The sequence below is a fragment of the Nocardia sp. NPDC052316 genome, from assembly GCF_044547795.1.
Classification (GTDB): Bacteria; Actinomycetota; Actinomycetes; order Mycobacteriales; family Mycobacteriaceae; genus Nocardia.
Genome location: NZ_JBIUBB010000004.1, coordinates 970,771 through 990,901 on the forward strand (window position 1 = coordinate 970,771; position 20,131 = coordinate 990,901).

20 protein-coding genes and 1 pseudogene are annotated in these 20,131 nt (G+C 67.3%); 13 read left to right on the forward strand and 8 right to left on the reverse strand.

The genetic code is table 11. The features are described 5' to 3' along the window. Nucleotides 1–122 precede the first annotated feature (122 nt). Nucleotides 123–353, reverse strand: a complete 231-nt coding sequence (locus ACIHA7_RS22860; protein WP_397292940.1) for a DUF6480 family protein — start codon at nucleotides 351–353, stop codon at nucleotides 123–125. Between the two features lie 396 nt (nucleotides 354–749). Between ACIHA7_RS22860 and ACIHA7_RS22865 the strand changes: the two genes are divergently transcribed. The 4 genes from ACIHA7_RS22865 to ACIHA7_RS22880 all read left to right on the forward strand — a co-directional run bounded on the left by ACIHA7_RS22865 (nucleotide 750) and on the right by ACIHA7_RS22880 (nucleotide 3,314). Continuing rightward, nucleotides 750–1,160: an STAS domain-containing protein gene (locus tag ACIHA7_RS22865; protein ID WP_397292941.1), complete on the forward strand. Its 411-nt coding sequence runs from the start codon at nucleotides 750–752 to the stop codon at nucleotides 1,158–1,160. 98 nt (nucleotides 1,161–1,258) lie between these two features. Next, complete coding sequence (locus ACIHA7_RS22870) at nucleotides 1,259–1,933, forward strand: PAS and ANTAR domain-containing protein (RefSeq protein WP_397293134.1); 675 nt, start codon at nucleotides 1,259–1,261, stop codon at nucleotides 1,931–1,933. 174 nt (nucleotides 1,934–2,107) lie between these two features. Further along, the gene (locus tag ACIHA7_RS22875; RefSeq protein ID WP_397292942.1) at nucleotides 2,108–2,539 is read left to right on the forward strand and encodes an ATP-binding protein; all 432 of its coding nucleotides are present in this window, start codon (nucleotides 2,108–2,110) and stop codon (nucleotides 2,537–2,539) included. Beyond that, complete coding sequence (locus tag ACIHA7_RS22880) at nucleotides 2,529–3,314, forward strand: RNA polymerase sigma factor SigF (protein ID WP_397292943.1); 786 nt, start codon at nucleotides 2,529–2,531, stop codon at nucleotides 3,312–3,314. Before ACIHA7_RS22875 ends, ACIHA7_RS22880 begins: the two co-directional genes overlap by 11 nt. Nucleotides 3,315–3,333: 19 nt before the next feature. Here ACIHA7_RS22880 and ACIHA7_RS22885 read toward each other — a convergent pair whose 3' ends face one another. Then, nucleotides 3,334–3,627 (reverse strand): hypothetical protein, encoded by a 294-nt coding sequence (locus ACIHA7_RS22885; RefSeq protein WP_397292944.1) that lies wholly within the window; start codon nucleotides 3,625–3,627, stop codon nucleotides 3,334–3,336. Between the two features lie 335 nt (nucleotides 3,628–3,962). Here ACIHA7_RS22885 and ACIHA7_RS22890 point away from each other — a divergent pair, with 335 nt between their 5' ends. From ACIHA7_RS22890 to ACIHA7_RS22925, 8 genes are all read left to right on the forward strand, one after another. After that, on the forward strand, nucleotides 3,963–4,265 hold the full coding sequence (locus ACIHA7_RS22890; RefSeq protein WP_397292945.1) for a hypothetical protein: 303 nt from the start codon (nucleotides 3,963–3,965) through the stop codon (nucleotides 4,263–4,265). A gap of 461 nt (nucleotides 4,266–4,726) precedes the next feature. Further along, the gene (locus ACIHA7_RS22895; RefSeq protein WP_397292946.1) at nucleotides 4,727–5,437 is read left to right on the forward strand and encodes a response regulator transcription factor; all 711 of its coding nucleotides are present in this window, start codon (nucleotides 4,727–4,729) and stop codon (nucleotides 5,435–5,437) included. Continuing rightward, nucleotides 5,424–6,503 (forward strand): ATP-binding protein, encoded by a 1,080-nt coding sequence (locus ACIHA7_RS22900; protein WP_397292947.1) that lies wholly within the window; start codon nucleotides 5,424–5,426, stop codon nucleotides 6,501–6,503. The genes ACIHA7_RS22895 and ACIHA7_RS22900 overlap by 14 nt, the downstream gene beginning before the upstream one ends. Before the next feature lie 84 nt (nucleotides 6,504–6,587). Next, on the forward strand, nucleotides 6,588–7,190 hold the full coding sequence (gene ectA, locus ACIHA7_RS22905; RefSeq protein WP_397292948.1) for a diaminobutyrate acetyltransferase: 603 nt from the start codon (nucleotides 6,588–6,590) through the stop codon (nucleotides 7,188–7,190). Continuing rightward, nucleotides 7,187–8,464 (forward strand): diaminobutyrate--2-oxoglutarate transaminase, encoded by a 1,278-nt coding sequence (gene ectB, locus ACIHA7_RS22910; RefSeq protein ID WP_397292949.1) that lies wholly within the window; start codon nucleotides 7,187–7,189, stop codon nucleotides 8,462–8,464. Before ectA ends, ectB begins: the two co-directional genes overlap by 4 nt. Next, on the forward strand, nucleotides 8,461–8,859 hold the full coding sequence (locus tag ACIHA7_RS22915; protein WP_107657592.1) for an ectoine synthase: 399 nt from the start codon (nucleotides 8,461–8,463) through the stop codon (nucleotides 8,857–8,859). The genes ectB and ACIHA7_RS22915 overlap by 4 nt, the downstream gene beginning before the upstream one ends. Nucleotides 8,860–8,865: 6 nt before the next feature. Beyond that, nucleotides 8,866–9,771, forward strand: coding sequence for an ectoine hydroxylase (gene thpD, locus ACIHA7_RS22920; RefSeq protein WP_397292950.1), 906 nt, complete (start codon nucleotides 8,866–8,868; stop codon nucleotides 9,769–9,771). Nucleotides 9,772–10,335: 564 nt separating this feature from the next. After that, entirely contained in the window at nucleotides 10,336–12,387 is a 2,052-nt protein-coding gene (locus ACIHA7_RS22925) for an AMP-binding protein (RefSeq protein WP_397292951.1), read from the forward strand. Nucleotides 12,388–12,414: 27 nt separating this feature from the next. On the opposite strand, the gene ACIHA7_RS22930 is transcribed toward ACIHA7_RS22925, so the two are convergent. The 4 genes and pseudogenes from ACIHA7_RS22930 to ACIHA7_RS22945 form a co-directional block, all read right to left on the reverse strand. Continuing rightward, on the reverse strand, nucleotides 12,415–13,581 hold the full coding sequence (locus tag ACIHA7_RS22930) for a lactate 2-monooxygenase (RefSeq protein WP_397292952.1): 1,167 nt from the start codon (nucleotides 13,579–13,581) through the stop codon (nucleotides 12,415–12,417). 59 nt (nucleotides 13,582–13,640) lie between these two features. Further along, nucleotides 13,641–14,444 (reverse strand): 23S ribosomal RNA methyltransferase Erm, encoded by an 804-nt coding sequence (gene erm, locus ACIHA7_RS22935; RefSeq protein WP_397292953.1) that lies wholly within the window; start codon nucleotides 14,442–14,444, stop codon nucleotides 13,641–13,643. 289 nt (nucleotides 14,445–14,733) lie between these two features. Continuing rightward, a complete protein-coding gene (locus ACIHA7_RS22940) occupies nucleotides 14,734–15,381 on the reverse strand; it encodes a tyrosine-protein phosphatase (protein ID WP_397293135.1) in 648 nt (215 codons plus the stop codon). Further along, a pseudogene (locus tag ACIHA7_RS22945) lies at nucleotides 15,303–15,464 on the reverse strand (tyrosine-protein phosphatase); the annotation flags it as partial. The pseudogene ACIHA7_RS22945 and the gene ACIHA7_RS22940, both read right to left, overlap by 79 nt. An 86-nt stretch (nucleotides 15,465–15,550) precedes the next feature. Here ACIHA7_RS22945 and ACIHA7_RS22950 point away from each other — a divergent pair. After that, nucleotides 15,551–16,117, forward strand: a complete 567-nt coding sequence (locus ACIHA7_RS22950; protein ID WP_397292954.1) for an NADAR family protein — start codon at nucleotides 15,551–15,553, stop codon at nucleotides 16,115–16,117. Here ACIHA7_RS22950 and ACIHA7_RS22955 read toward each other — a convergent pair. Together ACIHA7_RS22955 and ACIHA7_RS22960 are read right to left on the reverse strand one after the other, a co-directional pair. Beyond that, nucleotides 16,102–17,733, reverse strand: coding sequence for a tetratricopeptide repeat protein (locus ACIHA7_RS22955; protein WP_397292955.1), 1,632 nt, complete (start codon nucleotides 17,731–17,733; stop codon nucleotides 16,102–16,104). The two genes, ACIHA7_RS22950 and ACIHA7_RS22955, sit on opposite strands and share 16 nt — an antisense overlap. A gap of 127 nt (nucleotides 17,734–17,860) precedes the next feature. Then, complete coding sequence (locus tag ACIHA7_RS22960; RefSeq protein ID WP_397292956.1) at nucleotides 17,861–20,113, reverse strand: serine/threonine-protein kinase; 2,253 nt, start codon at nucleotides 20,111–20,113, stop codon at nucleotides 17,861–17,863. Nucleotides 20,114–20,131: the final 18 nt, after the last annotated feature.

Genomic DNA, 20,131 nt, shown 5'->3' on the forward strand with positions numbered 1-20,131 from the left:
GCGCTGCGCGGTGCCCGCGACCAGGCATCGCGTGACATGTGTGGAATTCGGCTATGTCACAGATATGCCCGTCGGCGCGCGAACGAAACCCCCGACCCCGCTGGGTGATCCGCGACGCCGAGTCAGATCATCGACACGATGATGCCGACCGCCGCCGCGGTGAACAGGACAACCAGCACGATCGTCACGATGATCGCGACGACGCCGGTGCCGGGAAAATGGTGGCTGGTCGACGGTTCGGGAGCGGACAGCCCGGAGGTCTGCGCGGTCTCCGGCGGGGTCGAGCCCGGCGGGACGCCGCCGCCGCGCTCCAGATCGGGGGTGCTTGCCGGATCGGGATCCATGGCGGTCATCACGCGCCTACTTTCCGTCGTTGCCCGGCGATTCCGGGGCGTTCGGTCGTCGCCTACCCGCTCACCACATCGTCAATCCGGGTGGTTTGCCCGTTCGGATTGCGGGCAGTCGATCACCGAGAGATCCGCCGCCGGCGCACGGAACCGAGTGGTGCGGACCTGCGGTAGTCCCTGAATTTGTGACATCGGCGACGGAGCGTGCGACACTAGAGGAAGGTTGAGACTACAGCCGACCCCGGTTCGACGCTTGGCGCACCACACCCGCCGAAGTCCGGTCGATGGGATCGTCGCGAGGACCTATTCGCACAGTTGCGACAGTTGTTCGCTCCCTTCTCTTTTCCTGACCGGACGTGCTGCGTCGACCTGGAATTCCCCCCTTATACGGGAGGTTCAGTTATGTCCGTTATTTCCGCTCTGCAGTCGTACGCAGAGGGCGTGCATCGGAATGGTTCGGGGCCGAGCCACGACAATCACCCCTGGGCGCAGCGCGTAGACCGCCGCCACGAATGCGTGGTGGTCCGCGCCGAAGGAGAATTGGACGCGGTGGCCTCCCCACAGTTCTTCGCCACGGTCGAACAGGCCGTCCGCTCCACCTGCCACATCGTGGTGATCGATCTACGCGCGGCGAGATTCCTCAGCCTCCGCGCCGCGAGCGCCTTGGGTTCGGTCCGGCAGCGTGCCGCGTGCGACGGCACCGATGTCCGCATCGTCGCCGGTCGGCCCGCGATCGAGCGGTCGCTCGACGTCGCTGGTGTCCGACCGCTGTTCAGTCATTATTCGTCGATGCGCGCCGCACTGGACGCGTGAGGAACGACCGGCTCAGGAATAACGCCCTTTCCGGCGTGGCGACGCCGGATCTGTTCGCGTGGCGTACGCCGACGACGGATACTTGCGCTGTGACTGAAATGGGGCCGGTCCAGCCCGAGGATTCCCTCGCGCTGGACCGGGTGATCGGATTGGGGACACCGCAGAGTGTCGGCAGTTTTCGTTTTTGGTTCGCCGATCAGCGCTGGGAATGGTCGGACGAGGTAGCCGCGATGCACGGCTATTCCCCGGGCACCGTGGTACCGACCACCGATTTGCTGCTGACCCATAAGCACCCCGAGGATCGCGCGCAGGTAGCCAACGCGCTGGCCAAATCCATCGAGCACGGTGAGCCGTTCTCCAGCAGGCACCGGATCATCGATACGGCGGGCGAGGTGCACCACATCATCGTGGTCGCCGATCACCTCTTCGATGACGGAGATCAAGTCGCGGGCACCGCCGGTTACTACATCGACGTGACCGACACCCTCGAGCACCATCGGCAAGAAGCGCTCGACGACGCGCTGCCCGAACTGTGGGCCTCCCGTGCGGTGATCGAACAGGCCAAAGGCGCGGTGATGCTGGTCTACGGCGTCAGCTCCGAACAGGCGTTCCGAGTGCTCAGTTGGCGTTCGCAGGAGACCAATATCAAGTTGCGCACCTTGGCTTCGCGCCTGGTCGCCGACCTCACCACGCTCACCGGCTCGACGGTGGGCCTGCGCTCCCGATTCGACCATCTGCTGCTGACCGCGCACGAGCGCATCGACGTCGGCTGAGTTCGCCCGCACGTTTCGGGTGCGCTGCGGCGGGTACGACGGAAGCGATGAGGAGCGCTGCGGCCTCGAAGTTGTTGTCTGTCGCGGCGTTGGGCCGCGGGCGGCCCGGAATAACTCGGATCGACGGTCAGCGACGGCACCGGGTTCGGCGGCGAGAGCAAGGTGGTGATGGGCATGGGGGAATCGACTTCCCGATCCTCAACGGAAACAACAACGATCGGCGTTCGAATCCCCGCGCAGCTGGAACAGTTGACGATGTTGCGGGCGCTCGCCGAGACCGTCGCCCTTATCGCCGACTTCGCCCTCGATGAGGTCACCGACATCCGCCTCGCGCTCGACGAGGTCGCCACCTCGCTGATCCTGGATGCGGTGCCCGGATCCACTGTGGACTGCGAATTCACCTATGACAGCAGGCAAATGTTCGTCCATGTCGCCTCGGTGGCCACCTCGGAGTCGGTGGTGGGGCAGGCGGGGTTCGGTTGGCACATCGTGCGCACGCTGACCCATTCGATCGCCGCCGCGCAGGCGCCGTTCGACGGCGTGCTATCCGGGTATCCCACTGTGGTCGACTTCAGTTGGATACGAGGGGCATCGGATGGCGGGTGAATCGAGATCTCGCGGCGACAGCTACGACAACATCGAGCCGCTGTTCGAGAAGATCGCCGCACTGGACGACCAGGACCCGCGTCGGGAGACTATGCGCGAAGAACTGATCGGTCGCTGCCTGCCGCTGGCCGAGCACATCGCGCGTAAATTCGCCGGGCGCGGTGAGAATTTCGACGATCTGCTGCAGGTCGCCCGGCTCGGCCTGGTGCAGGCGACGGACCGGTTCGACGTCACCCGCGGCTCGTCGTTCCTGGCCTTCGCGGTGCCGACGATCATGGGCGAGGTGCGCAGGCATTTCCGGGACAACACCTGGGCGGTGCGAGTACCGCGGCGCACCAAGGAGATTCAGCTCAGCATCGGTGCCACGGTGGAGGCGCTGTCGCAGCGGCTCGGCCGGATACCCCGCGCCCGCGAGATCGCCGACGAGCTGGACGTCGACATCGTCGAGGTCACCCAGGCGCTGATCGCGGGCAACGCCTACCAGTCCTCGTCCATCGACGCGGTGGCCGGCGACGATATCGAGAACGCGCCGCTGCCGCTGCTGGAAAGCCTTGGCGCCGAGGAGCCCTCCTACCATCTGGTGGAGGACTACCTCGCCGTGCGGCCGCTGATCGAGGAGCTGCCGGAGCGTGAACGTCAGGTGCTGATCATGCGGTTCTTCGAGTCCAAGACGCAGTCGCAGATCGCGGACGTGCTCGGGGTCTCCCAGATGCACGTCTCGCGGATTCTGTCGAAAACCCTGAATCAGCTGCGCGATCAGGCATTACGCGACTGATCCCGCGAATTGACCCGGCTCAGAGGGGATTCGGCGGGGTCGGGTCGGTCGGTGGTGGTACCGGGTCGGTGGGCGGGAACGGCGAACCGGGGTCCGGGACCGGCGGGAGTGGGTCGGGGCGGCCGGGGTCCGGCGGGGCCGGTGCCGGGTCGGGACCGGGTACCGGTGGTACCGGATCGGGCGGGGCGGGTGCCGGATCCGGCCCTGGAACCGGCGGTACCGGATCGGGATTCGGGTTCGGGCTCGGCGGGACGGGATCGGGATTCGGCGTCGGGGGTACCGGGCTGGGATCGGGAGACACGGGACTGGTCATCTGCATTCCTCCTTCGTCCGGCGTTACCCAGCCGGGTCCGGGTGAATCAGCGTCGATCGCCACCTCGTTGCGGGTGACCCGGGTCACCGACGAGCTGTCGGTCAGTGCTTTTCGGGCCGAATGTGCCCGGTTCGACAGTGGAGTGCGCTACAGCCGGTTTGCCCGAAGCCGAGGTCGGGTACGTGAAAGGGAGCCGGACATACGATGCCGATGGCTCAGGGAGCTCGTTTATGAACGAACACCGACTAGGCACCCGGATTCCGTACGCCGGATCGGGGAGCTCGAGGTCGCCGAAATACTCGCAGGAAATCCAGTCGCCCGAGCGGATGGATCGCATGCGCTCCGGAAATGTGGAGCGCACACGCGTCACCAGAAATCACGACATCATCCGGCAGTGGGCCGAGCGGCGCGGTGCGCGCCCGGCCACCATGCCGGGCAGTGAGGACAACGGTCAGCTCAGGGTGCTGCGCTTCGATTTCCCCGGGTACGGCGGAGCGGTGCTGCGGCCGGTGAATTGGGACGAATGGTTCGCCACCTTCGACGAGCGACACCTGCATTTCCGCTATCAGGATCGTCGCGCGGACGGGACACCCAGCAATTTCAACCGCCTGGAACGTCCGACTCGCGAGGATCGCTGAGCGGGGTCCGGCAAGCAGATATCGGCCCTGATACACCCTCGTGGTGGAACGGGTGAATAGCTGGTAGCGGGAATGTGTCGGGAGTCACGTAACGGTTGCGTAACGGTGCGATTCCGACCATGGTGGATAACTAGTCAGACGCTGATCACCTGGCCCGACGGGCCTGTGGTGGCGGGAGCTCCGCCGTCCCCGGTAGGGCTCGATGACTACTGATCGAGCGTCCAGTCGACGTTTACCGAACGGTCTGTTCGGGTACTCGGAAAGTCGGCAAGGTGGCTCGAACAGCGGAACGTCGCGTTGGTCTGGGGATGCGAATTCCGCACCAGCCTGCGCGCGCCCGCGTGTCTGCAAAGGATTGGGTATTTGAGCGAGCGTAGCGAGCGAACAATAGGCGCAGCCGCCATCGCGGTCACGGCGGAGCCGAGCGTCAGCGAGGCGCAGGCCGTCAGCGAGGCGCAGGCGTGAGCGCGAACCTGATGATCGTTGAGGATGACGATAGGGTCCGTGGGGCGCTTCGGCTCGCCATGGAGGACGAAGGCTACGACGTCGAAGAGGCCGAAGAGGCCGAGGACGCGCTCTCTCATCTGCGCAGCAACGGTGTGCCCGATGTCATGATCGTGGACCTGATGCTCGGCGGCATGGACGGTTTCGACTGCATCCGCGAGATCAGACGCGAGCACGATGTGCCGATCATCGTGGTCAGCGCCCGCGACGATACCCACGATGTGGTGGCCGCGCTGGAGGCCGGCGCCGACGACTTCGTGACGAAACCTTTTGAGATCAAAGAGATCACCGCGCGTATGCGGGCGGTCCGCCGCCGGGCCAGGCCCACCGTCGAGCGCGAAGCGCCGCAGGAGATGGTGCTCGACGCCGACCCGGTCGCCCCGCTGGTGCTCGCGCAGGACGGCGGCGTGGTCCGCCGCGGCGACGAGGAGATCCGGTTGACGCTCACCGAGTTTCGGCTGCTGTGTGAGCTGGCCGAGGCGCCGGGCCGGGTGCTCAGTCGCACCGTTTTACTCGAACGAGTCTGGGACCAAGGGTTTTTCGGCGACGAGCGGATCGTCGACGTGCACATGCGCAGGTTGCGCACCAAGATCGAACGGGATCCGTCCGATCCGCGCATCGTGGTGACCGTGCGCGGGCTCGGCTACCGCCTCGATGTCCAGCGCTGAGCGCTGGTTCGATCCGAAACGCTGGAGTCTGCGCGGCCGGGTGACGGCCATGTTCGCGGCGATCACCGCGCTCATGTCGCTGGTGCTGGTCGTGTCGGTGTTCACCATCAGCCGCAGCTATCTGCAGCACGCGCAGGCCGGGGTCACCGACCTGGAGTCGAATCTGGATCTGCTGCGCAATGTGCTGATCGGTTGTGCCCTGGTGGTGACGCTGATCGGCGCGGCGGTCGGCTGGTGGGCGAGCAGACGGGTGCTGACGCCGCTGCACGAGCTGGCCGGCACCGCGGCCAGGATCGCCTCCGGTGATCTGGATCTGCGCCTGTCCACCACCCGTGACCAGGATCTGGCCATCACGGTGGAGTCGTTCAACAGCATGGTCGACTCGTTGCAGCGGCGCATCGAGCGCGAGCACCGGCTGTTCGGCGATGTCAGCCACGAACTGCGCACGCCGCTGACCACGCTGACGGCCAGTGTCGACGTGCTCAACCGGCATCGCGCGGATCTGCCGGAACGGTCGCAGCGCGCGCTCGGCTTGGTGAGCGACGAGGTCGATCATCTGCGGCGGCTGCTCGACGATCTGCTGGCCTTGGCGCGGGTCGAGGCGGGCATGCACCGCGGCGATATGGAGCCGCTGTCGGTGCGCGATCTGCTGACGCACACGCTGGCCGAGCGGCGGTATCCGCCGGACTTGCTGACGATCGACGCCGACGTCGTGGTGCGCGGCCGCAAACTTGAATTGGAGCGGGCGGTCGGCAATCTGCTGCGCAACGCCGATCTGCACGGTGGCGGCGTCGTCGCGGTCCGTGCCGATCGCACGGGCGGTGACGCGGTGATCGTGGTGGACGACGCGGGGCCCGGCGTGCCGCCGCCGGACCGGGTGCGCATCTTCGAACGTTTCGCGACCGCGCGCAGCGGACGCCGCTCGGCGACCGGGACCGGCATCGGCCTCGCGTTGGTGGCCGAGACCGTCACCAAGCACGGTGGCCAGGTCGAATGCACCGATCGGCCGGGCGGCGGCGCCCGGTTCGTCGTCACCGTGCCGGGGATCGACGCAATCGAGTCGTAACACAACCGTAATGAAGTCGACCAGGCCACCTCAAAGTTGGTTCGTAAGCCTGGATAAGTACTGCGGATCCGACCAGGGAGTTGTATGACACTGCCAACGTTGAACACCGCGGAGCTCGAACGCATCCGTGTCGAACAGGCTGCGGCCGCGCTCGGCTCCGCACCGGCGCGCAAGCAGACCGGGCCCGCCGTGGTGCTGCGCGCGCCCGGCGTCGCCGACGGCGCCCAGCTGTGGCGGATCGCGAAGGATTCGGCCGTGCTCGACACCAATTCGAGCTACGCCTACGTGCTGTGGTGTCGCGATTTCGCGGCCACCTCGGTCGTCGCCGAGGTGAACGGCTGCGTTGTGGGTTTCGTGATCGGCTACCTCCGGCCACAGGCGCCGGACACGGTGTTCGTCTGGCAGGTGGCCGTCGACCGCGCCCAGCAGGGCAAGGGCACCGGCGCGCAGCTCCTGCACGCCTTGCTCGACAATGTTGCCCCCCAGGGAGTTTCGAAGCTGGAGACCACCATCTCACCGGACAACGCCGCATCGATCGCCCTGTTCACCTCGGTGGCACGGCGCCGCGACGCCCGAATCACCAAGCGCCCCTTGTTCGACGCGGGTGTCTTCCCGGACAGCCACGCGCCCGAGGACCTCTATCTCATCGCACCGACCGCTCGCACAACGCAGGAGGAACACCGATGATCAACGCCGACACGAGCATTTTCGAAAGTCTGGAATCCAATGTCCGCGGCTACTGCCGCAACTGGCCGACCGTGTTCACCAAGGCCAAGGGCAGCTGGTTACGCGACGAAGACGGCAACGACTATCTCGACTTCTTCGCGGGCGCGGGTGCGCTGAACTACGGCCACAACAACGACGTGCTCAAGCAGCCGCTGCTGGACTACATCGCGGGCGACGGCATCACGCACGGCCTGGACATGTCCACCTCGGCCAAGCGGGACCTGCTGGTCACCCTGCGCGACACCGTGTTCGCGCCCCGCGGCCTGGACTACAAGGTGCAGTTCCCCGGGCCGACGGGCGCCAACGCCGTCGAGGCCGCGCTCAAGCTCGCGCGCAAGATCACCGGCCGTGAGACGATCGTCAGCTTCACCAACGCCTTCCACGGCATGACCTTGGGCGCGCTGTCGGTCACCGGCAATGCCGCCAAGCGCGCGGGTGCCGGTGTGCCGCTGGTGCACGCGGCGCACATGCCCTACGACGGCTACTTCGACGGCACCACCGCCGACTTCCAGTGGATGGAGAAGGTGCTCGACGACACCTCGTCCGGCTTCGACCGTCCCGCCGCGGTGATCGTGGAGACGGTGCAGGGCGAGGGCGGCGTCAATGTCGCACGCGCCGAGTGGCTTCGGCACCTGGCCGGGCTGTGCGCGGCCCGCGAGATCCTGCTGATCGTCGACGACGTGCAGATGGGCTGCGGCCGCACCGGCCCGTTCTTCTCGTTCGAGCTGGCCGGGATCACCCCGGACATCGTCACGCTGTCCAAGTCGATCGGCGGGTACGGCCTGCCGATGGCGCTGGTGCTGTTCAAGTCCGAGCTCGACCAGTGGTCGCCGGGCGAGCACAACGGCACCTTCCGCGGCAACAACCCGGCCTTCGTCACCGCGGGCGTCGCGTTGCGGCACTACTGGTCCGACGGCACGCTGCAGGCCTCGACGCTGGCCAAGGGCGAGCGGGTGGCCCGGACGCTGACCGAGCTGGCCGACAATGTGCCCGGCCTGTCGACGCGCGGCCGCGGCCTGGTGCACGGCGTGGTGTTCGACGACGCCTCGCAGGCGAGCAAGGTCTGCCAGGTCGCCTTCGAGCGCGGCCTGCTGGTGGAGACCTCCGGCTCCACCGACGAGGTGGTGAAGTTGTTGCCGCCGTTGACGATTACCGATCAGGAGCTCGACCACGGCCTCGGCATCCTGACCAACGCCGTCGACACCGTCTGCAGTGGTGTGGGGGCGATCGCATGATCGTGCGCAGCACCGCGGAGATCACCGGCACCGATCGCGACGTGGCGGGGGAGGGCTGGCGCAGCAAGCGCATCATCCTCGGCGGCGACGGCGTGGGATTCTCCTTCCACGAGACGACCATCGATGCGGGTACCACGCACGAGTTCCACTACCGCTACCACGTGGAAGCGGTGTGGTTGATCGAGGGCACCGGCACGCTCACCGACCTCGACAACAACGTGACCTACGTGCTCGAGCCCGGCTCGATGTACCTGCTCGACGAGCACGAACGGCACCGGCTCGAGGCGACGACGAAGATGCGCATGATGTGCGTGTTCAACCCTCCGGTCACCGGGCAGGAGGTCCACGACAGTACCGGCGCGTACCCGCTGGTGGCCGCGACGATCGGGGGATAGGCAGTAATGGTATTGCAGCACACTGAAACTCGACCCGTGATCGACCGAGTCGATCGGTACCCGACTCGACTGAGCACGCCCGCGACGCACCTGGATCGCAAGGATCCGACGGTGTGGGGCCGGGTCGAGAGCCCGGAGCTGGCGAACTTCGACGCCGACGGTTTCGCCAGCATCGACGAACTGCTCACGCCCACCGAGGTGGCCGACTTCAGCGCCGAGATCGGCCGTCTGGCAGGCGATCCTGCGCTGCGCGGCGACGAGCGGGTGATCGTGGAGAAGTCGTCGAACCGGGTTCGGTCGGTCTTCGAGGTACACCGCCTGAGCGCGGCGATCGCCGACCTGGCGCGCGAGTCCCGGGTCGCCGGGCTGGCCAGGCAGATCCTCGGCTCCGAGGTCTACATCCACCAGAGCCGGGTCAACTACATGCCCGGCTTCCGCGGTGGCGGCTTCTACTGGCACTCGGATTTCGAGACCTGGCACGCGGAGGATGGCATGCCCGCGCCGCGGGCGGTGAGCCTGTCCATCGCGCTGACCGACAACTACCCGATCAACGGCAGCCTGATGGTGATGCCCGGTTCGCACCGGACGTTCGTGCCGTGCCTCGGCAGCACGCCCGCCGAGCACTATCGGGAATCGTTGCAGGAGCAGGAGATCGGGGTGCCTGCCCAGTCCGACATCACCACGCTGGCGAACACCTACGGCATCAGCCAGTTCACCGGCCGGGCCGGGTCCGCGCTGTTGTTCGACTCGAACCTGATGCACGGGTCGTCGAACAACATCACGCCGTTCCCGCGGTCGAACATCTTCCTGGTGTTCAACAGTGTGGAAAACACGCTGGTGGAGCCGTTCGCGGCACCGGCGCCCCGACCGGGCTACATCGGCAGTCGCGACTTCACGCCGCTGTCTGCCTGATTCGTCGGCCGAAGGCGCCCTTCTGTCCTCCTTGCCGGACCGAAGGGCGCTTTCGCGTCGGGGGCCACTTCGCCGAAGTGCCGCTTCGGCCGGGACCCGCGCTCGCCGCGCGCCCCGTACACATCGGCGGTACGATCCTTCTCGGCCCTCCGCTGCCGCCCACGCAGCCGAATTCGGTCCCGATCCCCGGCGAGCCCGCCAACTCTTCTTCCGGCGTGTGCAATGTCCTGGACAACACGACCGCGTTGGCGTTCGCCACAAGATCACTCACCGCCCCGAAGCCATCGGTGCGGGGCTGCGGACCGCGCGCATCGCCGTTCGTCATTGCGCGCGTGGCCTTCTCGGTTCGACGCCCGATCTTGGCTGGTCCGGAAGCATTTTCGGGTTCTTTGTGCACAGTGCAGTCACCTGTCGTCATTTCGCACAAAAATGGTCACTCGACCAAATTTGTGGCTAATCAGCCGCAATCGGCGAAGCACTTGACCTAATTGTTACCGCTGGGTACAACTACGTGACCATGCCGACGCATACCGCTCGGTCGGCCCATGAAGAAATGCAACGCAGTTGGTAACGGACGTCATCACTATCGATGCGGAGTTCTCGGCCGCACGCAAAGCACTGTGGGACTTTTTCATGGACCCGCAGACCTACCCCCGGATGTTCCAAGGAATCGGAGATTGTGACCGCGCGGAAACCTCGGACTCGCACCCCGTCCTGCTGATCCGGGCCTGGCGCGACGGTACCGAACTCGGCGTGCCCGCCCTGCAGCTGGTCGTCGGCAAAGAGCTCGAAACCTTCGAGCTACAGTGCCCCGGCCTCGGCAGTTTCGCCTCGATACGGCTACGCGGCGAGCAGGAGCAGACCAGGGTCACCGTCACCTACTTCGGTGCGGGCCGGATCCATCCGTGGCTCGCCGCGCAGGACAACGCCGACGTGATCGCCTGGACCATGGCCGGACTCGACCGGATCACCGACGCCATCGGCGGCGCGCCGACCTCGGTGCTGGTCAACGGTGAGGAGTCGGCGGCGAAACAGCAGGTCGGCACGCTGAAACAGATGGTGTCGACCGGTGTGGTGCGCACCTATCGGCCCGACCGCGCGCTCAAGCAGGTGGGCGGGCTGGCCAAATGGGGATTCACGCTGGCGGGCGGTTACGCGGCCGCCGCCGGGCACTCCCCGCATCGCCTCGCCGTCGTGGACGAGGTATCCGCATTCACGTTCGGTCAAATGCACGCGCGCACGCACAAACTCGCCTCGGCGCTGGCCATGCTCGGCATCGGCGCGCGCGACAAAGTGGGGCTACTGTCCCGCAATCGCGTGGCGATGGTCGAATGTATGGTCGCCACCGGCAAACTCGGCGTGGACACGGTGCTGTTGAACACCGGGCTGTCGGCCCGGCAGATCGAGGACGTCGCCGACCGGCACGGGCTGTCCGCGATCTTCCTGGACGACGAGTACGACGCGCTCACCAAGTATGTGGCGGCCGGCGTGCCCCGGTTCGCCACCGGTCAGCGCAGCGCGTTCGAGCGCTACACGGTCGACGATCTGATCGCCCTCGACGCACCGACCTTCGCGCGGCCACCGCACCCCGGCCGACTGATCGTGCTCACTTCGGGCACCAGCGGGACGCCCAAGAGCGCACAACGCCCGCAGCCCAAGGGTTTCGGCACCGTCGCGGCGCTGCTGTCGCGGATTCCGATGCGGATGGACGAGACCATGCTCATCCCCGCGCCGCTGTTCCACACCTGGGGGCTGGCGGCCTTGCAGATCAGTACACCGATCCGCGCGACCGTGGTGCTGCCGGAGCGGTTCGACGCCGAGGACTGCCTGCGGCTGATCCAGGAGCACCGCGTCACCGCGCTGATCGTGGTGCCGGTGATGGTGAACCGAATTTTGGACCTGCCCGCGCACATCCGGAATCGCTACGACACCTCCAGCCTGCGGGTCGTCGCGAGTTGTGGTGCGCCCCTCGCGGGTCCGACGGTGCTGAAGTTCATGGACACCTTCGGCGACGTGCTCTACAACGTCTACGGCTCGACCGAGGTGTCCTGGGCGACCATCGCCGATCCGGCGGATCTGCGCGCGGCGCCGACCACCGCGGGCCGACCACCGCTCGGCACGAAACTCGCTGTGCTGGACAAGGATCTGCGGCCGGTGCCGCGCGGCGTGACCGGCCGCATCTTCGTGCTCAACCACATGTTGTTCGACGGCTACACCGATGCCACACCCCCCACCGAGTGGGGTGGCCTGCTCGACACCGGCGACCTCGGCTACCTCGACGCCGACGGACTGCTGTTCGTGGCGGGCCGCGACGACGAGATGATCATCTCCGGCGGCGAGAACGTCTTCCCGCGACCGGTCGAGGAGGCGCTGTCGCATCTGCCGCAGGTGAGCGAGGTGGCGGTGGTCGGCGTGCCGGACAAGGAGTACGGGCAGCGGCTCGCCGCGTTCGTGGTGACCAGGGAGGGATTCGGGCTGGACCGCGACATGGTCCGCAACTACATACGCCATCGGCTCAGCCGGTTCTCTGTGCCGCGCGACGTGACCTTCCTGGAGGCGCTGCCACGCAACGCGACCGGAAAGATCCTGAAGCGCACGCTGATTCAGCCGAGCTGAGCGTTGCGCCCAGCTCGGCTGACGTCGTCAGCTCAACCGGCGAATCACGTCGGGAGTGAGCTCGGCGATCGCCGGATACCCGTCGACCGCCATCAGCAGGTCCGCCTCGGCGAGCAGGGCGCGCAGTACGTGCACGATGCCCTGGACACCGCCGAGTGCCAGCCCGTAGCAGTACGGGCGGCCGATGCCGACCGCGGTCGCACCGAGCGCCAGCGCCTTGACTATGTCGGCGCCGGAACGGATTCCGGAGTCGAACAGCACGGGCAGGCCGTCGGCGGCGGCCACCACCTCGGGCAGGTGCTCGATCGCCGGAATGCCGCCGTTCGCCTGCCTGCCACCGTGATTCGAACAGTAGATGCCGTCCACGCCAGCGTCTTTGGCGCGGCGGGCGTCGTCGGGGTGGCAGATTCCCTTGAGCACCAACGGAAGATCGGTCAGCGAACGGAGCCAGGTCAGGTCGTCCCAGGTGATCGGATTGCCGAACTGGGAAACCCAGGTCAGCGTCGCGGTTTTCGGGTCCTCCTCGGGAGTCTTCGCGAGCATGCCGCGAAACACCGGGTCGCTGAAGTAGTTCGCCAGGCAATGGCTGCGCAGCTGGGGGAAGTTCGAGGTGCTCAGGTCGCGGGGCCGCCAGCCGGGCACCCACGTATCCAGGGTCACCACAATGGCTTTGAAGCCCGCGGCTTCCGCGCGGCTCACCAGGCTCTGCGCCAGGTCCCGGTCGTTGGGGGTGTACAGCTGGAACATACCGGGGGTATCGCCGAACTCGGCGGCCACGTCTTCGAGCGGATCGACCGTCAGGGTCGAGGCCACCATCGGGACACCGGTGCGGGCCGCGGCCTTGGCGGTCGCCAGGTCGCCGTGGCCGTCCTGCGCGCAGAGGCCGATCACGCCGACCGGGGCCATGAAGATCGGGGACGGCAGCTTCATCCCGAACAGCTCGACCGAGAGGTCGCGGTCCCTGGTCGCGCGGAGCATGCGGGGGACCAGGCCGAGCTTCTCGAACGCCGTCGCGTTGGTGCGCTGGGTGAGCTCGTCGCCCGCGCCGCCGGCCACGTAGGACCAGATGCCCGGCGGCAACGCGGCCTTGGCCCGCGCCTCGAGGTCCGCGTACGTCATCGGCAGGTCGGGCAGGACACCGCCGAGGCCCTGGAAGTAGATCTCGTACTGGTAGTCACCGAAGTTGCCGGTCACGGCACTCCCTTCCTCGTTTGATACACAAATGTATCCGATACATTTGTGTAGCGGAATGGTTAGCCGGTCAATGTCCGGAAGAGAATCAGCCACCGGTCGGGGTCGACCAGCCCGACCGGGGTGTGCTCCGACAGGTCCGCCGCTGCGCAGGCCGCTCGGACGGCCCGCGCCGGGTACTGCCTGCGCAGCGACGTCGCCAGCGAGCCCCCCACGCCGGAGAAACCCAGTTCGACCATGCGCCGGTACTCGGCGCGGGCAGAGCTCGGCAGCAGCGGGCGCGGCCTGCGCCGCAGATGCAGGACCGCGGTGTCGACGCTCGGTACCGGGTGGAAGCTGTGGCGTCCGATGCGAGCGCCCAATTCCATTGCGACGGTAGGCCAATGGGTCACGGTGAGTTTGGTCCAGCGGCCGTAGTCGCCGGAATGCTTACGGGCGAACTCGCATTGGGTGAGCAGGGTGGCCGAGGTGAGCCGCCGGGCCGCCAGGCACCAGCGCACCACGTCGGTGGTGACCGCGAAGGGCACGTTCGCGACCACGGCGAACGGCTCGTCCGGTGCGTGCACCGCACGGAAATCGGTGTGGAACAGTTTTATTCGAGCGTCGGCGGCGTAGCGCCTGCGTAGTCGCTCGGCGTAGTAGGCGTCCTTCTCGTAGGCGCGAATCCGGCCTGCCGCACCGAGCAGCTGCCTGGTCAGCATGCCGTCGCCGGGACCGATCTCGAGCACGAGATCGGTGTCGGTGACGCCCGACGAGCGCACGATCAACCGGGCGGCCCCGGCGTCGACGAGAAAGTTCTGGGACAAACGTTTGCGGGTGCCTGCCCGGGTATCGCGGGCGCGCGGCAGCGAACGATGACGGGACATGGGTATCCTCCGAACGGAGTGGTCGAATCAGGAAAAAGTGATTCGCCCGGACCCATGCCAGAGCACGGAAAATCCCGCGGTCATCGACCGCAGGCGCACATCCCGATCAGAACGGTCGGGACACCGGAGTGGCACGGTGCACTGGCAGAGCCCAGGCCTCCGTGCGCAGCCGGATGTAGTACGCGCAGATCGCGTACCCGCCGTTCATCGCCGAACCGTCCATGCCGGCAAGGTATCGCACCCCCACGCCGACCCGCGACCGATTTTTTGCCCCGCCGGTTCGTGCGGGCTAAGCCGCTTCGAGCAGGTTTCGCCGCAGCGCCGCGATCGCGTCGTCGTCGATGCCGAGCCGTTCCGTCGTATATCGGCGGACCGAACCGTGTTCGGCGGCCAAGGCGGCCAGGAACAACCGCATCACCTCGGCGGGCGCCCGTCCGTAGCCAGGCCAGGTGAGCTCCTTGCCGGGATAAGCCGCCCGCCAGTCCGCGATGAGCCGGTCGGTAGCCAGCTCGGTCCTGGTGAAGTCCTCGATGATCTGCGGATCGGGCACGCCGAGCAGGTTGAGGACGAGGGCCGCGAGCAACCCGGTGCGGTCCTTGCCGGACGCGCAGTGGAAGACCGCAGGGCCGTCCGCGGCGGCGAGCACCTCGACGGCCCGGCGCAGTTCCTCGACACCGTCCTCGGCGACCTCCAGGAACCGCTCGGCGAGGTAGGGCCCCACCTCGATCTCCGGACCGAGCGCGGCCTGATCGTACGGGCGATGTTCGATGCTGAGATTGTGGTAGGCGAGCGATCGTGCTGCGGGACCCGACCTTTCGCGGCTATCTCCCAGGGGTAGCGCAGGTCGATCACGGTCGTGATGCCCAGTGCGAGGAAGCGATCCCAGTCCTGGTCGCGCAGCTTGCTCAACGAGTCGGCGCGGAACAGCTGTCCGTATCGCACGACCTGCCCGTCCTCGGTCGAGTAACCGCCCAGATCGCGGAAGTTGTGTAGTCGTTCGAAGTCGAGGTGTCTGTTCACCTCAGGAACTCTATGTTCGCCGCCCCCAACGACCTTCGCGGATATTTGGCAGGCAGGAAGGGTCGACCATAGGGCACACTATGATCATGAACCTGCGTTCGGTGGGCGACCTGGTCGAGGCGGCAGCCGCGGGCGAGAAGGTGGACTATCTGATGTTCTGGGGGCATCAGCCGGAGCGCGGCGGCCGGATCGGGCCCAGTTGCTTGAGTCAGTGGTGGCCCGCGTCTTTCGTGCTGGACGGGGCGGAGTTCCGGTCAGCCGAGCATTACATGATGTGGGGTAAGGCGCGGCTGTTCGGCGACGCGGAGAATGCCGAGCGGGTGTTGGCGGCGCCGACGCCGAAGGCGGCGAAGGCGCTCGGGCGGGAGGTCCGCGGCTTCGACAGTCGCGTGTGGAGCGCGCACCGGTACGAGGTCGTGGTGCGCGGGAACGCGGCGAAGTTCGAGCAGCACGCGGAATTGGCGGACTATCTGCTCGGGACGGGGGACCGCGTGCTGGTGGAAGCCAGTCCGGTGGACCGGATCTGGGGGATCGGGCTGGCCGCCGACGATCCACGGGCCGAGGATCCCGCGCAGTGGCAAGGGTTGAACCTGCTCGGCTTCGCGCTGATGGACGCGCGTGCGCACCTGCGTGGCGGTCAGCCCACCGACTGATCGGCGTTGCTGAGACGTTCCTCGTCCGCGCGGGCTCGCCAAGCCCTGGCCTCGGCGTAATCGCCTTGCCGGTCCAGGAGTTCGGCGAGGCCCGCCATGGCGCGCGGTTCCCGGCGCTCCGCGGCCTCGCGCCACCAGCGGTGTGCGTCGGCGAGGTCGCCGCGGCGGAAGTGGACCACGCCGAGGTCGTAGGCGGCGCCCGCGTGACCGGCGTCGGCGGCCTGCGTCCACAGCCCGCAGGCCTGGTCTTCCTCGCCGCGGCTGTACATGGCGACGCCGAGGTCGTAGAGGGCGGTCCGGTAGCTCGCGCCTTCGTCCGGTGCCGGCGTCTCGTCGGCCGGTGGTCCGGACCGCATGGGGCGGGTGGGGGCCGATTGGACGCCGGGGCCGTACTGGGCGTCGGAGCCGAGCGGTGGCGTCGGAGCGGACTGGGTATCGGCGTGCGGGTTCGGCGGCTGTGCGACACCGGAATACGCGGGACTCGGCGCTGATGGAGTGTTCGCTGCTAGGCCGTTGCCCGGGTTGTGTTGGGCTGGTTGTGTCGCCGGTGGGTGGGTGTTCGGTGGGAAGCCGCCGTTTGGGTTGTGGTCGGCTGGTTGTGCGGCCGGTGGGTAGGTGTTCGGTGGGAAGCCGCCGTTTGGGTTGTGGTCGGCTGGTTGTGTCGCCGGTGGGTGGGCGTTCGCCGGGAAACCGCCGCTTGGATTGTGTTGGGCTGGTTGTGTCGCTGGCGGGTGGGCGTTCGCCGGGAAGCCGCCGCTTGGATTTTGCTGGGTCGGTTGGGTGGCAGGGGGTTGGGTGTTCGGCGGGAAGCCGCCGCTTGGGTTGTGTTCGGCTGGTTGTGCGGCCGGTGGGTGGGTGTTCGTCGGGAAGCTGCCGCTTGGGTTGTGTTCGGCTGGTTGCGTGGTCGGTGGGTGGGTGTTCGTCGGGAAGCTGCCGCTTGGGTTGTGTTGGGCTGGTTGCGTGGTCGGCGGGTGGTTGACCCCACCAGGGTTGGGCTGGGTCGGAAGCACATCCTGTGCGGCCGAGGGGTGCACACCGGTTGACGCCGACGGTAGGTTCGGCGGACGCATCGGGTGGGTGGGTTGGGCGTCGACCGCGGGGTGCGGGACAGCCGGGGCGGTCTGTACCTCGACGACGAGGTTGGCGAAATTGGCGGGCCCCTCGCCGATGCTGCACCACAGCACGACGCGGCCGTCCGGGGTGTTCTCCACGACGATGCCGTAATTGCCGACCCAGGACTTCTGCTCGCCGAATCCGTCCACCCAGACCGGGGTCAGCGTCACCAGCGTGCTGGGGGCGGTGCCGATGATGTCGAAGGTGATGCCACCGACGAGGGCGTCGGACCAGACATCGACCCCGTTGAGGCGGCGCCCGTTCAGGCCGACGTAGCCGTCGACGACCGACAGCCCCATGCCGAGGCCGCGCAGCCCGGCGGGTGGCGCGGCGGACAGCAGCGTCACGGTGACCGCGGTCGGGTCAGGGCCGACCTGCTCGGTGTACATCGGATAGACCTTGCTGCCACGCAACACGATCGGTTCCGCGCTCTGGTATCGGGCGGCGAGCGGCCGATCATCGGGCGAATTCCGAGCGGCCCATGACGAATATGGCTCGTTCACGTGATGCCCGCCTTTCCGCCGAATGCGTCATGCCGTCCCTGCGCTGTGCGGCGGGATATACCGTACTCGCCGAAGCCGGGAATGGCGCAGCAATCAGGCGGCCCCCGCGACGCGACCGCGGCGGTGCTCAGGCGGAGCGGGCGACGATCCGTTCCAGCGCGGCGAGGTCCTGCTCCAGCATGCGGAACAGCCAGTACACGCCGATGAAGGCGAGTGCGCTGCCGACGCACAGCACCCGCAGCGCCACGATGACCGCCGGAATGTCCTCGGCCGGAATGAATGTCGCGCCCGCGACGCCGAGCAGCGGAACGGCGGCGGCGATGGCGAGGAAGTAGGTGCTGCGGCGGTCGAGTCTGCGTAGTGCGCGTGCGTCCTGCGCGCCGAGTCCGCCGTGGCGCAGGAACATCGGGTACAGCGAGCGCACCGCGTAGAAGTTCACCATGAAATACGGATAGGCCATGGCGATGGCACCGCACACGATCTGCGTGATGAAGAAGTGCAGGTACGACTCGGGCGCGATGTGGTTGCCGGAGGCCTGCACCGACACCGGCACCGCGACGCCGGCGATGACCCACAGTGCGAAGCAGGTCAGCACATTTCGTTTGCCCAGTTGCAAGGTGTCGCCGCGCGCGCGGGCGAGGGTCCGCGCGTCGTAGGACTTACCCTTGCGCAGTCCGCGCGAGATCGACCACAGGTTCGCGAGCAGCACGTTGGTGACCACGAAGCCGATCAGGAAGCACAGGCCGTAGGTGGACACCGCGATCTGGTCGAAGCGATGCTGCGCCTGCTCGTCCAGCTTGCTGATGATCAGGGTCCGGTTGTGGTGGTAGCTGTACCAGATCGCGAGCGCGTTCGGCACGGCGATGGCGAGCGCCATGATCGGGTGCATCAGTTTGCGTGCCCGCAGTCGCCAACTGGCCGTCGGCGGGTCGACGAGATCGCGGGCTCTGGCGTCGAGGCAGACCTCCAACTGCTGGGCCATGTCCGCCCCGCACGGCCACCGGTTGTCCGGCTCCGGGTCGAGCGCGCGCACCAGTGCCCGCTCCAGCGCCGCCGGGCAGTCCGGCGGAAGATCCTGATACGGCAACACTTTCGGACTGCCGCAGCGCCGCTCCAGCATGCCGTCCAGTGCCGTGCGGTCGCCGCCGGTCACCGAGTCGTCGCCGAAGGGCTTTCGGCCGGTGAGCAATTCCCACAGCACCACGGCGAGCGCGTACAGGTCGCTGCGGGTATCGAGATCCTCGGCGGTGCCGGGGTGGTCCGGGTGTACCGCCGCGAGTTGTTCGGGCGACATATAAGCGAGCGAGCCGCCGAAGTAGGCGACCGGGCTGTCGCCCGAAACGTTGCCGCTGAAGCTGATATTGAAGTCGGCGAGCTTGGGAATGCCGTCCGCGGTGAGTAACACGTTCGCGGGTTTGATATCGCGGTGCAGCACCCCGGCATTGCCCGCGTAGTCGAGCGCCTCGGCCAGCCGCCGCCCCAGCCAGGCAATGGTCTCCGGCCAGGACAGCTCGGCCAGCCGGGTCCGTAACGGTGACTCGCTCGGCCTGATCTCGCCCTTGGCCGCCAGCACCGAGTCGATCACATCCAGCAGCAGCTTCCCGTTCCGCTGGTCCGGCGGCGTCACCCGTACCCGCTCCAGCACCGAGAACAAGGTCCCGCCCGGCACGTACTGCATATACAGCAGCCGCAGCTTGCGGTGCTCCAGCACGCGCTGATCGAAGACCCGGACGATGTAGTCGTGATCCAGTTGCGCCAGCGTCTGCGGCTCGGTGCCCTTGTCTCTGGAGATCTTCACGGCGACCAGCCGCTGCATCGACCGCTGACGTGCCAGAAATACCCGCGCGAACGCGCCGCGGCCGAGTCCGGTCATCAGGTCGAAGTCGTCGATCTGCTGCCCGACGTCGATCTCATCGAGGTTCACCGGCTCGGCGGCCGACATCATCGTGCTGTGATAATCGTCGGTCGCCAGCATTTCCGAGAGCTGTTCGGCTTGGTCGGGATAGGTCGCGGTGTACTCCGCGATCTGCACCGAGGTGCCCGCGCGGCGGCGGACGTGGAACTCCTCGTAGATCAGATCCGGTGGCAGCGGCCAGGTCCGCAGTTCCGGCAGATCCTCGACGTAGTCCGCGAGGCGTTTCGGCGCAGTGCCGCGTCCCCACCGATTGGCCAGATCGACCTTGATCAACTCGATCAACGACACCCGGCGGATACCGGGTGAGTCCGGCAGGTAGGCCAGCAGATCCGGTGGCTCGTCCCCGGCCCGCCACGCCTGCGCGAACTGTGCCACCACCTCGGCGACACCATTGCCGCGCGAACTCGCGGGCGAACGGTCCGCTGCGACCGTCGCCCCCGGAACCGGCGGGGCAGGGTGCGCCATCTGCGCATCGTATCCCCG